Raw genomic sequence first — 13482 nt, 5'->3', positions numbered from 1 at the left:
AAGCGCAGAAGTTATGCGTGCACGGCCACGCCGGCCGCGGTAAAAGCCGCGCGAAGACGCCGGGCAAACTCGAGCGCGTGGGCGCCGTCGCCGTGCAGACATACCGACTGCGCGTTGACCCTCACCCACTCACCATTTACGGCGCGTACCCGGCCATCGCACACCATCGACAGCGTCTGGTCAATCGCCCGTTCGGCCTCCTCAATGATTGCACCGGGCGCCCCGCGCGGCACCAGCGCGCCACTGGCCTGGTAGCCGCGATCGGCAAACACCTCTTCGCAGGTGGTCAGCCCCAGCTGTCGGGCCACCTGCACCGAGACGCTACCGGCCAGCCCCACCAGTACCAGCTGCGGATCGCTGTCGCGTACCGCCCGCGCAATGGCCGCCGCCAGTGCGGGATCTTCTGCCGACTGGTTGTACAACATGCCGTGCGGTTTGACGTGCCGCAGTGAAATGCCCGTTTCAGCCGCCAGCGCGGCGAGGGTGTCGATTTGCTCACGCACCAGCGCATAAACCTGCTCCGGCGGCAGGGACATGCGGGTACGGCCAAAATTCTCCCGATCGGGAAAGCTGGGATGCGCACCGGCCGCGACGCCATACTGCCGCGCCCAGCGCAGCGATTGACGCATCGTGTGCGCGTCGCCGGCGTGATATCCGCAGGCGATGTTGGCAGAGCTTACCAGCTGCAACAGCGCCTCTTCACAATCGGCCCCTTCGCCCAAATCGGCGTTTACATCAATCTGCATTCTGTAACCCCCACTGAATCTGATCCAGCGCCCGCTGCTGCTGCTGTTTCGCGAGCTGGGCTTCTTCCAGCGTGCAGTGGACGAAATGGATCGGATCGCCCAGCCGCACCTGTGCCAGATGGTAGCGATCGGCCTCGATCACGCAGGCGATGCGCGGATAGCCGCCGGTGGTCTGCGCATCGGCCATCAGCACAATCGGCTGACCGCCCGGCGGCACCTGAATCACGCCGGGGAACACGCCGTGTGACAGCAGCTCCCGCCCGTTCGGACGATGCAGTTTGCGCCCCTGCAGGCGATACCCCATGCGGTTACTCTGCGCGCCAAGTTGCCAGGGAGTACGCCAGAATGCCTCCTGCGACTCAGCGCTGAATTCGTGATATTCCGGCCCCGGCAGCGCGCGGATGCGGTTGCCCCACAGCAGCTGCCGCACTCCAGCGACCGTCTGCAGACGGTGGGCAGGCGTGCCCAACGGGAGCATATCGCCCTCCTGCAGCCGGCGGCCGTAAAAACCGCCAAAACCGGCATTGGTGTCGGTGCTGCGTGACCCCAACACCTCCGGCACCTCAAACCCGCCGTCCACCGCAAGGTAGCTGCGCATCCCGCGCAGTGGCTTCTTCATCTCCAAAATCTGCCCGGCGCGAAACGGCACACGCCAGCCGGTCCAGACCGTGCGCCCATCCAGTCGGGCGTCGCAGCCGGCGCCGGTCAATGCCAGCCAGCCGTCGCGTTCAAACCGGGCGCTGAACTGTCCGAGCGTAATCTCCAGCGCCGGAGCAGCGGCCGGGTTACTGACCAGCAGATTCGCGGTCTGCAGCGCGGGCAGATCCAGCGCACCGCTCAGGCCGATGCCGAGCTGACGCCAGCCGGTCCGGCCACCATCTTGTAAAGTACTCAGCATACCGGCGCGTAAAATGGTCAGCATACGCCCCCCTTTTGTGGCGCAAAGCGCACGCGATCGCCGGGACGCAGCAGAACCGGATCGTCACTGGATGGATCAAACAGCGGCAGATGCGTTCGGCCAATCAGCTGCCAGCCTCCGGGCGACGCCAGCGGATAGACACCGGTCTGACTGCCACCAATGCCGACGCTCCCGGCCGGGACCGTCAGGCGCGGCTCATCGCGGCGCGGCGTGTGCAGCGCGGCGGGCAGGCCACCGAGATAAGGGAAGCCGGGCTGAAAACCGATAAAGTAAACCAGATAGTTGATGCTGCTGTGCAGCGCCACCACTTGGGCAGGCGTCAGCCGGCAGTGGGTGGCCACCTCCGCAAGGTCGGGCCCCGCTTCACCACCGTAGGTCACCGGAATAACAATGTCGCGCGAAGCGGGCACGCTGGCTTCACTCTCCTCCCACCAGCGCTGCAGACGCTCAGTGACGTCCAGCGCCGTCACATCGGGTTCGCGCAGGATCAGCGTGAGGTTGTTCATTCCGGGAATGACTTCAAGGATATCGTCGCGCTGGCTCAGGCGCTGGGTGAGCCCCCAAATGCGCTGCTGACTGGCAACCGACACCGGTGGTTCCAGCTCCAGCACGACGGCTCGTTCACCGAGCAGATAACAGCGTGCGCGTTGCAAAATCGTCCCCTGATAACATAGCTAATACAAATGACTAACGAGTTAACCAGTTATGCGAAATAAGATCAGCGGTGTCAATTGCAAAAATCTGAAACTCAGGACGCTTCCCCCGCCCTGAGATGACTTCAGGCCGGATTAGGGATATCAATAAAGGTGACGTCAAAACCGTGATTCTGCGCCAGCCACTCCCCCAGCGCGCGGATGCCACCGCGCTCGGTAGCGTGATGTCCGGCGGCAAAAAAGTGCACTCCCTGCTCGCGGGCGCTGTGGATGGTCTGCTCAGAGACTTCACCGGTAATAAAGGCATCCACGCCAAAGCGGGCGGCTTCGTCAATGAATCCCTGCCCGCCGCCGGTACACCAGGCGACGCGGCGGATCTCCGTTGGCGCGTGATCACCACAGTGCAGCGGCGTGCGCCCCAGCCGTTCGGCAATACGCGCCGCCAGCGCGTCGCCGCTGAGCGGCTGGGCCAACTCCCCCCAGGGCACCAGCGGCGCCACGGTTCCGCGCACCTCAATGCCGAGGGTGCTGGCTAACTGCGCGTTGTTACCCAGCTGCGGGTGAGCATCGAGCGGCAGATGCCAGCCGAACAGATTGATGTCATGGGTTAGCAGCGCTTTCAGTCGTGCGCGCTTCATGCCCGTTATCTGCGGCGCCTCATTCTTCCAAAACCAGCCGTGGTGAACGAGAATCGCATCCGCCTGCAGGCGTACCGCTTCGTCAATCAGCGCCTGACAGGCGGTAACGCCGGTCACGATTTTCTGAATCTCCCGTCGCCCTTCAACCTGCAGACCGTTTGGGGCGTAATCGGAAAAGCTGGCGCTGTCGAGCAGCGCATTCACCAGCTGCTCCAGCTGTCGGTTCGTCTTCATCGTACTTTTTCTCCCTGCGCCGGCGCTATCCGGCGCTGTCATGCTTTGCGGCCTCGAAGGCCGCCAGCGTCGCTTTACGTGCGGCCTTATGATCCACGATCGGCTGCGGATAATCGAGTCTGCGCCCCATTTTCTTTGCCCAGCCGTGAGGATCGTGAATTGCCGACGCCGGCACCTCACGCAGCTCCGGAACCCAGCGACGAATAAATTCGCCCGCTTCATCAAAGCGCTGACCCTGGGTCGTGGGATTGAAAATGCGAAAATAGGGGGCCGCGTCGGTACCGGTTGACGCCGCCCACTGCCAGCCACCGTTATTTGCGGCAAGGTCGCCATCAATCAGCTGGGACATGAACCAGCGCTCCCCCTCTCGCCAGTCAATCAGCAGATCTTTCACCAGAAAACTGGCAACGATCATCCGCAGGCGGTTGTGCATCCAGCCCAGTGCTTTCAGCTGACGCATACCGGCATCGACGATTGGATAACCGGTTTTGCCCTCCTGCCACGCCTGCAGATGCGCGGCATTAGACTGCCAGGCTACGCCATCCGTCCAGTCGACAAACGGGCGGTGCTTGCACAGCGTCGGCCAGGCAACCAGCAAATGACGGTAAAATTCGCGCCAGATCAGCTCATTAAGCCAGACGAACGCTTGGGTATCTCCCAGCGCCTGCGGGTGCTCATGCAGCAGGCGATGCAGGCACTGGCGCGGTGACAGCACGCCGCAGGCCAGATACGCTGACAGGCGACTGGTGCTGTCGCGCGCCGGAAAATCACGTCCAGTGGCATACCCGACTACCGGCTGCTGACAAAATTCCCGCAGCCGGGCGAGCGCCGCGGTCTCACCGGCCGGAAACAGCGTGTCATCCCAATGTTCGCAGGGATAGTCAAAGGGGGCAATGGCATCCCCCTGGCCCGCGTCGCTGGTGCGCTTCTTTGGCGCTGGCAGACAAGGCGGCAGCTGCGCCTGCAGGCGTTTGACGAACGCTTTACTAAAGGGGGTGAAGACTTTATACATTTCCCCACCGCCGGTCAGCACGCTGCCCGGCGCGAGTAGCAGGCTGTCATCAAAGCCCTGGACCGTCACGCCCGCCGCGGTCAGTCGCCGCTCGGCCTGCGCATCGCGGTCACGTTCGTTGATTTCGTACTGATAATTATAAAACAGCTGATCGACCTGCTGCTGCTGGCAGAACTGCTGCAGCGCATCCAGCGCATCGCTGAAGCGATCGACCTGGCGATAATGCAGAGGGATCCCCTTCTCTGCCAGCGCCGCGCTGAGCTGACGCAGGTTTTCCTGGATAAAGCCCGCCTGCTTCGGCGCCATATGGTGCGCTTCCCACTGCCCCGGCGTGGCGATAAACAGTGCCAGCACGCGGGCCTCGCTATCCCGGCAGGCGGCATGCAAAGCCGTATTGTCGTGCATGCGCAAATCGTTACGCAGCCAAACCAGATGCGTTTTCATCTTTCCTCCGCGGTTTACCGGCCGTAGCGCAAGCGCAGCGCCTCCGGATAGGGTTCAAAGTAGCGCTGCTGGGCCAGCCAGGGGTGGGGGTATTCGGCCTGATAATGTTTCAGCAGGGTAACCGGGGCCAGCAGCGGCTGCAGCCCGCGGCGGTAGCGATCAATCAGATCGGAGAGTTCGCTGCGCTGCGCGGCGCTGAGGCGATCGCTGAAGTACCCCTGAATATGCATCAGCACGTTGGTGTGATTTTCCCGGGTGGCGTGATGCGCCAGCAGCGTCATCAGTTTCTGCCGGTAGGCCAGCGCGAACTCCCGCAGTGAGGACCAGTCGGCCATATGGGCGACAAACGGCCCCAGTTCACGGTACAGCGGCTGCGAATGGGCTAACAACAGCAGCTTATAGCGGCTGTGAAAATCATACAGCGCCTGCCGCGTCAGCTGGTGATCGATAATCTGGTTCAGTTCGTGCAGCGCGCAGATCCGCTCCACAAAATTTTCGCGGATGGCATCATCATGCAGGCGGCCATCCTCTTCCACCGGCAGCCAGGGCATCTCACGCATCAGCGCGGCGGTAAAGACGCCAACGCCCTCTTTACGGTTGTTGTTATTGTCCGGCTGGTAGACCCGCACCCGTTCCATACCGCAGCTGGGGGACTTGGCACACACCAGGTAACCGCACAGATGATGCAGATGGCTGACTTTATGTGTGGCGAAATCACGCATTCTGGCGGTGATGTCCTCGCCCCCTTCTTTGCTGAAGCACAGGGCGACGGCGTCATCTTTCTGCACCAGGCGCAGCGCCGGGCGCGGGGTGGGCAGACCGATAGCCATCTCCGGGCACACCGGTTCATAACGCACAAAAGAGGCGAGTTGATCGGTCGCGAACAGACACCGTTTGTGACCGCCATCGAAGCGCACCGTATCGCCTAGCAGACAGGCACTGATGCCGACAGGAATTTTATCACTCATACCTATACAACCATTTTTTATTTTGTACAGGTTTTGAGTGTAACCTGGATGCCCGGCGATAACAGCCTTTCGCCGTATGAAAGCCCAAAAAAAACCCACGCAAGCGTGGGTTAGTGGTCATGTCATCAAGGCCTTCATCACCGAATCAGTACAGGTAACTGCCGGCCGCTTCGGCCTGGGCCTGCCACACCGGCTGAGAGCTGGTCTTGCTCCAGACGCGATGCAAATAGCTGTAGAAGCGTGCGCGATCGCGGCGAAACAGCATCACCGGCAGCGCCAGCAGGCCTACCGTCAATGCTGCTGCACGACGCAGGAAAATTTTGTGCCAGGGATAAGCGTTATAGATCGCCACACGTCCTCCTTAAATTTGATTAAAATCACATAAAAATGTAATGAATCTGAAACTGTTCAAAATTGTAGCGCTACTGATGAAATTTTACTACTGATCAGACCACTTTTTTGCGTAAAAAAGCCGCTTTATTGTGCGCTGATGTAAGTAAGTTACATAAATGCTGCCGGGATGTTATTACCCAGTGCGCGGCCCGCGCCTGACGCAGTTATTCTTCCGTGCTATGCTCGCCTGCATCCAGAAGCCTTGAGAGGATCGACCGGTTGACCACCGTGCTGATAGTTGAAGATGAAAAGGAGATCCGTCGCTTTGTGCGCATTGCGCTGGAGGGACTCTCCCTGAAGGTGCATGAGGCCGATACGCTACAGCGTGGCCTGATTGAGGCGGCAACGCGCAAACCCGATCTAATCATTCTCGATCTCGGTCTGCCGGACGGCGACGGCCTGCGCCTGATCGAAGAGGTGCGCCAGTGGAGCCATCTGCCGATCATCGTGCTGTCAGCCCGCAGCGACGAGCAGGACAAAATTGTGGCGCTGGATGCCGGCGCGGATGATTTTCTCACCAAGCCGTTTGGCAGCGGCGAACTCCTTGCGCGGGTGCGGGTGGCGCTTCGCCACCATGCAGGCAGCACCCCGCAGCAAAGTCATTTCCATTTTGGCGAAGTGACGGTCGATCTCGCCGCACGCCGCGTATTGCGCGCCGGAGAAGCGCTGCACCTGACGCCAACCGAGTTCCGACTGTTAGCCTTGCTGCTGAACAACGCCGGAAAAGTATTGACCCAGCGCCAGCTGCTCAGCCAGGTGTGGGGACCCAACGCGACCGAACACAGCCATTACCTGCGGATCTACATGGGGCATTTGCGGCAGAAGCTGGAGGTCAGCCCGGCACAGCCGCAGCACCTGCTCACCGAAACCGGCATTGGCTACCGTTTTATGCCCTGAGCAGCCCGGCCTGCGGCGCATAAAAAAAGGGCTGAGGACCCCCATCGCCAGATGAGTTCCCTCAGCCCCCGGCCTGCGATCAGGCGTTTTTCAGCACGTCACTGACGATATCTACCGCTTCCTTTTCAATACGCTCGCGGTGCTCAGCACCGAGGAAGCTCTCGCAATAGATTTTGTACGCATCTTCCGTTCCGGACGGCCGTGCGGCAAACCAGCCATTTTCGGTCATGACTTTCAGACCGCCAATGGCCGCACCGTTGCCCGGTGCGTTGGTAAGGCGAGCGGTAATGGGATCGCCCGCCAGCGTTTCGGCGCTGACCATTTCCGGCGACAGCTTCGACAGCGCGGCCTTTTGCGCCGAAGTCGCCGATGCCTGCAAACGGTTATAACTCGGGGCGCCGAAGCGGGCGGCCAGTGCGTCATAATGCTGCTGCGGGTTCTTACCGGTGACCGCCGTAATCTCCGCCGCCAGCAGGCAGAGGATGATACCGTCTTTGTCCGTTGACCACGGCGTACCGTCGAAGCGCAGGAACGAGGCGCCGGCGCTCTCTTCACCGCCAAAGCCAAAGCTGCCGTCAAACAGGCCGTCGACAAACCATTTAAAGCCCACCGGCACTTCCACCAGCGTGCGGCCAATGTCTGCCACCACCCGATCGATCATCGCGCTGGAAACGAGGGTTTTGCCCACCGCCACGTCTTTGCCCCACTGCGGACGGTGCTGGAACAGATAGTGAATGGCTACCGCCAGATAGTGATTAGGGTTCATCAGCCCGTCCGGCGTGACAATCCCATGGCGGTCGTAGTCCGGATCGTTGCCAAATGCCAGATCGAACTTATCACGCAGCGCCAGCAGGCCGGCCATCGCGCTTGGCGAGGAGCAGTCCATCCGCACCGCGCCGTCTTTGTCCAGATGCATGAAGCGGAAGGTTTGATCCACCGCATCGTTAACCAGCGTAATGTCCAGGTTATAAAAGCTGGCAATGCGCTTCCAGTACTCGATGCCGGAGCCCCCGAGCGGATCGACGCCAATTTTTAGCCCGGCTTGTTGAATCGCGGCAATGTCCACTACCTGCGCCAGCTCTTCAACGTAGGGCTGCATCAGATCCTGCTCAGTAATGTGTCCACTGGCGAGGGCGGCATCCAGCGTCAGGCGCTTAACCTCTTTCAGGCCGCCGGCGATCAGCGCGTTGGCGCGATCTTCCACCACTTTAGTGACGTTGGTGTCAGCCGGGCCGCCGTTGGGCGGATTGTATTTGATGCCACCATCTTCCGGAGGATTGTGCGAAGGCGTGATAACGATACCATCAGCCTGCGCGCCGCCCCGCTTGTTCCAGCTCAGGATCGCGTGAGAAATCGCCGGCGTTGGGGTGAAGCCGTTGTTCTCCTGCACGATGACATCCACACCGTTGGCGGTGAGCACTTCCAGCACCGACAGGATCGCCGGCTCGGAGAGGGCATGCGTGTCTTTACCCACATAACAAGGCCCGGTGATACCGTTTTTCTTGCGCTCTTCGGCAATCGCCTGCGCGATAGCCAGAATGTGGGGTTCATTAAAGCTTTGACGTCCTGCGCTGCCACGGTGACCAGAAGTCCCAAACTTCACCGCATGTTCGGCGTTACCCACGTCGGGCTTAAGCACGTAATACTGCGACGTTAGCTGGGCAACGTTAATCAAATCGCTCTGCCGGGCAGGCTGCCCGGCACGGGGGTGAGTGGCCATTGGCGCTTCTCCCTGACGCTACAGTTAAAGGGTGCCACAAACCTTTTCAATCAGTTCCGCCGGGAACTGCATTGACTGCATGATGTGTTCGATCATGCTGCATTTGCGACCTGTATTGGTATTGGTAATGACCCACAGCGGCGTGCCCGGTACGTGTTTCGGCTTGGTCTGGGCGCCGCTCTGCAACAGCGTCTGCTGATCGCCGGCAAAATAGAGACGCGTCCGCCCGCTGAGGGATTCGGTGGCGTCAGTAAATGCCCTGGCGTCCAGCCGGTAAAGCGTCGACAGGATCAGCATAAACCGGTTCACTGCCCGCTTCTGTTCAGCATATTCATCCGACAACAGCAGTTCGCGGATTGCCCGTACGTTCCCCTGCGGATGACCGGCCTCTTTTTTTACCGGCGCCGGGGCGGGTGTCGCACTGTTCTGATGCGGAGGGGTCGCCGCCGCTTCCGCAGGGAGACGCTTCTGACCGGCCGCGACGCTAAGCATACGGCGTAAAATGTCTGAGGCGCTCTCCCCTATGTGTTGCGTATGGCTGGCAATATAGCGGTAGAGCTCTTCATCGACTTCGATCGTTTTCATCTTTTTCCAGTACGTATATGGCTTTTCAGGAGTTGCCGCCGCCGGGGTAACACCTCACGCCAGGAGTATAAGGGGTAATCCCGACAGCGTGTAGCGTTCTCCGGCTTCGCAGGCAAAAGTCAGATTAAGTCTAACGCCTTGTGCAAAAAGCCGACACCCCGGGGCGACAGCGAAGGTAAAAATCATGATACCCTAAGCTTTATCATCCTCAGTAAGAACTTTGCCATGATTTTGAATGTCCGCTTGCAATCTGAACAGTTACGCTCCGTACATCCCCCACTGGTACTGATCCACGGCTTGTTTGGCAGCCTGGATAATTTGGGTGGGCTGGCGCGGGGACTCAAAGACGATCGTCCATTGGTACAGATCGATGTCCGCAATCATGGCCTGTCGCCGCGGGCAGATCAGATGAATTATGCCGCGATGGCGCAGGACGTGCTGGACACGCTGGATCACCTCGGTATCGATCGCGTTAGCGTGATTGGCCACTCAATGGGCGGCAAGATTGCCATGGCACTGACGGCGCTGGCGCCGACCCGACTGGCGCAGCTGGTGCTGATTGATATTGCGCCAGTGGATTACCACACCCGTCGCCACGATGCGATTTTTGCCGCGGTGAACGCCGTCACCGCCGCGCAGGTCACCCGCCGTCAGGACGCCAGCGAGATCATGCAGCAGCATATTCCCGAACCGGGGATTGTCCAGTTTCTGCTGAAATCGTTTCACGAGGGAAGCTGGCGCTTTAACGTGCCGGTGTTGTGGCAGGAGTACAGCCACATCGCCGGCTGGCAGCCGGTGCCCGCCTGGTCAGGTGACGCGCTGTTTATCCGCGGTGGCGACTCGCCGTATCTGGAGGATCGCTACCGCGATGCCCTGCTGGCTCAGTTTCCCAAGGCCCGTGCGCACGTGATTGCCGGAGCTGGACACTGGGTTCACGCCGAGAAGCCGGACGCGGTACTGCGCAGCATCCGACGTTTTTTTGCACTGTAGTCAACCGCTTGCCAGGTGCTTTAAAGATTGTCGTCCCCGCGAAGGAGGGGTATGATGTCGCGCTAATTTTGCCAGCCGCACCGGCAAATGAACCCGGACCGACTCACGCGCCGCCGGCGCGTCCACGCAGCAAACAAGATTTATGGCCAAAGAACAGACAGACCGCACCACGCTCGATCTTTTTGCAGATGAGCGCCGCCCGGGACGGCCCAAGACCAATCCACTGACGCGCGATGAGCAGCTGCGGATCAATAAACGCAATCAGCTCCGACGCGATCGGGTTCGCGGCCTGCGCCGGGTGGAGTTAAAGATGAACGCCGACGCGGTCGATGCGCTGAACCGGTTAGCGGAAGCGCGTAACATGAGCCGCAGCGAGCTGATTGAAGAGATGCTGCTCACGCAGCTGGAGCAGCATCTGGATGAGGGCCGCTGATCCCCATCCTGCACGTGAGCAGGGCACAATGCGACAAATGCCGCGAGATTACGCGTTTCGTCGCCTCTGACGCTCTGCTATTATTGCGTCATCTGCGCCATCTCCGCAGTCACCCTATCAATATGTATTAAGAGGTTAGTAAACTCATGGCAATCGTAGGCATTTTCTTCGGCAGCGATACCGGCAATACCGAAAATATTGCAAAAATGATCCAGAAACAGCTGGGTAAAGATGTCGCCGAAGTGCATGACATTGCTAAAAGCACCAAAGAGGATCTGGCGGCATTTGATATCCTGCTGCTGGGCATTCCCACCTGGTATTATGGTGAGGCCCAGTGCGATTGGGATGACTTTTTCCCCACGCTGGAAGACATCGATTTTAACGGTAAGCTGGTGGCGCTGTTTGGCTGCGGCGATCAGGAAGATTACGCGGAGTACTTCTGCGACGCGATGGGCACTCTGCGCGACATCATTGAGCCCAAAGGCGCGGTGATTGTCGGACACTGGCCGACCGCCGGCTACCATTTTGAAGCCTCGAAGGGGCTGGCAGACGACCAGCACTTCCTCGGACTGGCAATTGATGAAGACCGCCAGCCGGAGCTGACCAATGAGCGCGTTGACGCCTGGGTTAAGCAAGTGAAAGAAGAGATGCAGCTCGACGCCATTCTCAACGCCTGATCGTCCCGCCCGATGTGCGCACCGCCTCACGTCGGGCGATGGGTTTTTCCGATACAAATGATAGTGACAAGTTTGTAACTTTCGCCGTCAAACCGGTACAATATCCTCATAGCTCACCGGCTTACTCCCTTCCCCTGCGCCCGCGCTGGAGGGGGCAAGCAACGCGAAATGTCAACCTCCGCTGAGGGCGCTGGCTCCCCTGATGCACCCACTGGCGGTGCTATGGCCCTTCAGACGCTCCCCCGGTTTTCATTTCTTGTCATCCCCCCTATACTGGGTGACGCCTAACCGCAATTGACCGGTGTTCACGGCACGCTGCCACGCCAGGTCTCGAAAAAAGTAACAGGACAATATCCGCATGACTGACAATAACATCGCATTAAAAAAGGCCGGCCTGAAAGTCACTCTTCCGCGACTGAAAATCCTGGAAGTGCTTCAGGAACCTGAGTGCCATCACGTCAGTGCGGAAGACTTGTATAAGCGCCTGATCGACATGGGCGAAGAAATTGGTCTTGCCACGGTATATCGCGTACTTAACCAGTTTGACGACGCCGGTATCGTGACTCGCCACAACTTTGAAGGCGGTAAGTCAGTCTTTGAACTGACCCAGCAGCATCATCACGACCACCTGATCTGCCTCGATTGCGGCAAAGTGATTGAGTTTAGCGATGAGTCAATCGAAACCCGCCAGCGCGAGATTGCCACCCGTCACGGCATCAAGCTGAGTAACCACAGTCTGTATTTGTACGGTCACTGCACCACCGGTGACTGTCGCGAAGATGACACGCTGCACGATAAGTGATCCATCACCGAGCAAAACCGGCCCCCGCGCCGGTTTTTTTATCTCTTCAGCGGGCATACACCGGCAGCCAGCCGACCAGCGACAGCAGCGCCGTGATGATACTCAGCGCGCCAAACGCCAGCACGAAGAGCACCGCTGTCTGTCCACCCGGTGCCTGCCAGCCATCGGTAAACCGCCGGCGCGCCTGGCGGGCCAGCAGCGCCGGCGTGATCACCGCCCACAGCGTCGCCGCCAGCCCGGCGTAGCCAATGGCCACTAAAAACCCCTGCGGCCAGATCAGCGATGCGCCCAGCGGCAGGGCAAAGGTTAGCAGAGTGGTCTTCGCCCTGCCCCAGCGGTCGCCCCGCGCCCCGGTCAAATCCGCCAGATAGTCAAACAGGCCCAGCGTGACGCCAAGAAACGAACTGGCCACCGCAAACGTAGAGAACAGCGTCAAAAGCAGGCTCAGCCACGGACTGTTTAGCAGTCCGGAGAGCGCTTCCACCAGTACATCAATATTGCCGCCGCGCTGCGCCAGCGTCACGAACTCGCCGCGCGGCAAATTGCCCATGGTGCCCGTCATCCAGATCAGATAGATACTCAACGCCAGCACGGTGCCGGCGACCAGGCACTGCACCACCTTGCGGACGTTTTTCCGGTAATAGACCATCAGCCCGGAGATATTACCGTGATAGCCAAACGAAGCCAGACAAAATGGCAATACCATCCAGACGTACGGAAACCACGCCCGCTGCTCCGGCCAGCTTCCCAGTAGCGCTGCCGGCTGGGCGTGCCAAAGCAATCCGCCAAATATCATCAGAAAAGCAATAAGCTTGGCGCCCAAAAAAATCAGCGTCATTCGACTGGCCGCCCCGGTGCCCAGCCAGATAAATAGCGCCACCAGCAGCGTAAAGCCGGCGCCGGCCGTCCGTGCGCTCACCGGCAGACCCAGCTGGTTCAGGGTGTGCTGCCAGATAGCCCCGCTGGCGGAAATGTAGGCATAGGTGAGGATCCCCAGCACAAACAGAATCGACAGGCCGTTAATTCGGCTCCAGCCGCGCCCCAGCAGATCGCGGGTGACGGTGGCAAAACTGGCGCCGCTGGGATAGTGCAGATTGGCCTCCAGAAAGTGCAGTCCGGAGAGCAGCATACTGCCCCAGGTCAGCAGCATGGCCAGCAGCGACCAGCCAAACCAGGCGCCGGACATCACCACCGGCAGAGAGAACATCCCGGCACCAATGATGGTACCGCTGATAATCAACGTCCCCCAGATAATGGAGGGAGAGTGAGGGGTAGAGCTAGCCACAAACGATCCTTAGCCAAACAGACAAAAAAACCGGTTTATCCTCTGGAAAACCGGTCAATATGCCGCACAGTCTACAACCAAATTTA

At 59.8% G+C, this 13482-nt stretch carries 15 protein-coding genes; 5 read left to right on the top strand and 10 right to left on the bottom strand.

What is annotated here, in order from left to right:
- Positions 1 to 11: 11 nt before the first annotated feature.
- The 7 genes from pxpA to BS626_RS01895 all read right to left on the bottom strand — a co-directional run bounded on the left by pxpA (position 12) and on the right by BS626_RS01895 (position 5966).
- Positions 12 to 746 carry a 5-oxoprolinase subunit PxpA gene (pxpA, locus tag BS626_RS01925; protein ID WP_075180711.1) on the bottom strand — a complete coding sequence of 245 codons (735 nt, stop codon included), beginning with the start codon at positions 744 to 746 and terminating at the stop codon, positions 12 to 14.
- The gene (pxpC, locus tag BS626_RS01920; protein ID WP_075180710.1) at positions 736 to 1668 is read right to left on the bottom strand and encodes a 5-oxoprolinase subunit PxpC; all 933 of its coding nucleotides are present in this window, start codon (positions 1666 to 1668) and stop codon (positions 736 to 738) included. The genes pxpA and pxpC overlap by 11 nt, the downstream gene beginning before the upstream one ends.
- The gene (gene pxpB, locus BS626_RS01915) at positions 1662 to 2318 is read right to left on the bottom strand and encodes a 5-oxoprolinase subunit PxpB (RefSeq protein ID WP_075180709.1); all 657 of its coding nucleotides are present in this window, start codon (positions 2316 to 2318) and stop codon (positions 1662 to 1664) included. The genes pxpC and pxpB overlap by 7 nt, the downstream gene beginning before the upstream one ends.
- Positions 2319 to 2443: 125 nt before the next feature.
- A complete protein-coding gene (locus BS626_RS01910; RefSeq protein ID WP_075180708.1) occupies positions 2444 to 3190 on the bottom strand; it encodes a type 2 GTP cyclohydrolase I in 747 nt (248 codons plus the stop codon).
- A 25-nt stretch (positions 3191 to 3215) separates the two neighbouring features.
- On the bottom strand, positions 3216 to 4646 hold the full coding sequence (phrB, locus tag BS626_RS01905; protein ID WP_075180707.1) for a deoxyribodipyrimidine photo-lyase: 1431 nt from the start codon (positions 4644 to 4646) through the stop codon (positions 3216 to 3218).
- A 14-nt stretch (positions 4647 to 4660) separates the two neighbouring features.
- Positions 4661 to 5614 (bottom strand): 2-thiouracil desulfurase family protein, encoded by a 954-nt coding sequence (locus BS626_RS01900; RefSeq protein ID WP_075180706.1) that lies wholly within the window; start codon positions 5612 to 5614, stop codon positions 4661 to 4663.
- Between the two features lie 145 nt (positions 5615 to 5759).
- Positions 5760 to 5966 carry a YbfA family protein gene (locus BS626_RS01895; RefSeq protein ID WP_075180705.1) on the bottom strand — a complete coding sequence of 69 codons (207 nt, stop codon included), beginning with the start codon at positions 5964 to 5966 and terminating at the stop codon, positions 5760 to 5762.
- 260 nt (positions 5967 to 6226) lie between these two features.
- Between BS626_RS01895 and kdpE the strand changes: the two genes are divergently transcribed.
- The gene (gene kdpE, locus BS626_RS01890; RefSeq protein ID WP_075180704.1) at positions 6227 to 6904 is read left to right on the top strand and encodes a two-component system response regulator KdpE; all 678 of its coding nucleotides are present in this window, start codon (positions 6227 to 6229) and stop codon (positions 6902 to 6904) included.
- 79 nt (positions 6905 to 6983) lie between these two features.
- Here kdpE and pgm read toward each other — a convergent pair whose 3' ends face one another.
- Together pgm and seqA are read right to left on the bottom strand one after the other, a co-directional pair.
- On the bottom strand, positions 6984 to 8624 hold the full coding sequence (pgm, locus tag BS626_RS01885; protein WP_075180703.1) for a phosphoglucomutase (alpha-D-glucose-1,6-bisphosphate-dependent): 1641 nt from the start codon (positions 8622 to 8624) through the stop codon (positions 6984 to 6986).
- Between the two features lie 24 nt (positions 8625 to 8648).
- Positions 8649 to 9209, bottom strand: a complete 561-nt coding sequence (gene seqA, locus BS626_RS01880; RefSeq protein WP_075180702.1) for a replication initiation negative regulator SeqA — start codon at positions 9207 to 9209, stop codon at positions 8649 to 8651.
- 225 nt (positions 9210 to 9434) lie between these two features.
- Between seqA and ybfF the strand changes: the two genes are divergently transcribed.
- The 4 genes from ybfF (at position 9435) to fur (ending at position 12111) form a co-directional block, all read left to right on the top strand.
- The gene (gene ybfF, locus BS626_RS01875) at positions 9435 to 10199 is read left to right on the top strand and encodes an esterase (protein ID WP_075181106.1); all 765 of its coding nucleotides are present in this window, start codon (positions 9435 to 9437) and stop codon (positions 10197 to 10199) included.
- Positions 10200 to 10341: 142 nt separating this feature from the next.
- On the top strand, positions 10342 to 10632 hold the full coding sequence (ybfE, locus tag BS626_RS01870; RefSeq protein WP_075180701.1) for a LexA regulated protein: 291 nt from the start codon (positions 10342 to 10344) through the stop codon (positions 10630 to 10632).
- Positions 10633 to 10778: 146 nt separating this feature from the next.
- Positions 10779 to 11309: a flavodoxin FldA gene (gene fldA, locus BS626_RS01865; protein WP_075180700.1), complete on the top strand. Its 531-nt coding sequence runs from the start codon at positions 10779 to 10781 to the stop codon at positions 11307 to 11309.
- Positions 11310 to 11667: 358 nt separating this feature from the next.
- The gene (gene fur, locus BS626_RS01860) at positions 11668 to 12111 is read left to right on the top strand and encodes a ferric iron uptake transcriptional regulator (protein WP_075180699.1); all 444 of its coding nucleotides are present in this window, start codon (positions 11668 to 11670) and stop codon (positions 12109 to 12111) included.
- A gap of 46 nt (positions 12112 to 12157) precedes the next feature.
- Here fur and mtr read toward each other — a convergent pair whose 3' ends face one another.
- A complete protein-coding gene (gene mtr / locus BS626_RS01855) occupies positions 12158 to 13396 on the bottom strand; it encodes a tryptophan permease (protein WP_075180698.1) in 1239 nt (412 codons plus the stop codon).
- Between the last annotated feature and the right edge of the window lie 86 nt (positions 13397 to 13482).

Origin of the sequence: Pantoea sp. 1.19 (assembly GCF_001922585.1) — a bacterium.
Classification (GTDB): Bacteria; Pseudomonadota; Gammaproteobacteria; order Enterobacterales; family Enterobacteriaceae; genus 1-19.
Note: the sequence above shows the minus strand (reverse complement) of the source record. Positions and strands in the feature narration are given on the sequence as shown.

What these genes read in the sequence shown, in the direction of transcription:
- pxpA (WP_075180711.1), bottom strand. Translation starts at nt 746, where the DNA reads ATGCAGATTGATGTAAACGCCGATTTGGGCGAAGGGGCCGATTGTGAA.
- pxpC (WP_075180710.1), bottom strand. Translation starts at nt 1,668, where the DNA reads ATGCTGACCATTTTACGCGCCGGTATGCTGAGTACTTTACAAGATGGT.
- BS626_RS01910 (WP_075180708.1), bottom strand. Translation starts at nt 3,190, where the DNA reads ATGAAGACGAACCGACAGCTGGAGCAGCTGGTGAATGCGCTGCTCGAC.
- phrB (WP_075180707.1), bottom strand. Translation starts at nt 4,646, where the DNA reads ATGAAAACGCATCTGGTTTGGCTGCGTAACGATTTGCGCATGCACGAC.
- BS626_RS01900 (WP_075180706.1), bottom strand. Translation starts at nt 5,614, where the DNA reads ATGAGTGATAAAATTCCTGTCGGCATCAGTGCCTGTCTGCTAGGCGAT.
- pgm (WP_075180703.1), bottom strand. Translation starts at nt 8,624, where the DNA reads ATGGCCACTCACCCCCGTGCCGGGCAGCCTGCCCGGCAGAGCGATTTG.
- seqA (WP_075180702.1), bottom strand. Translation starts at nt 9,209, where the DNA reads ATGAAAACGATCGAAGTCGATGAAGAGCTCTACCGCTATATTGCCAGC.
- ybfF (WP_075181106.1), top strand. Translation starts at nt 9,435, where the DNA reads ATGATTTTGAATGTCCGCTTGCAATCTGAACAGTTACGCTCCGTACAT.
- ybfE (WP_075180701.1), top strand. Translation starts at nt 10,342, where the DNA reads ATGGCCAAAGAACAGACAGACCGCACCACGCTCGATCTTTTTGCAGAT.
- fldA (WP_075180700.1), top strand. Translation starts at nt 10,779, where the DNA reads ATGGCAATCGTAGGCATTTTCTTCGGCAGCGATACCGGCAATACCGAA.
- fur (WP_075180699.1), top strand. Translation starts at nt 11,668, where the DNA reads ATGACTGACAATAACATCGCATTAAAAAAGGCCGGCCTGAAAGTCACT.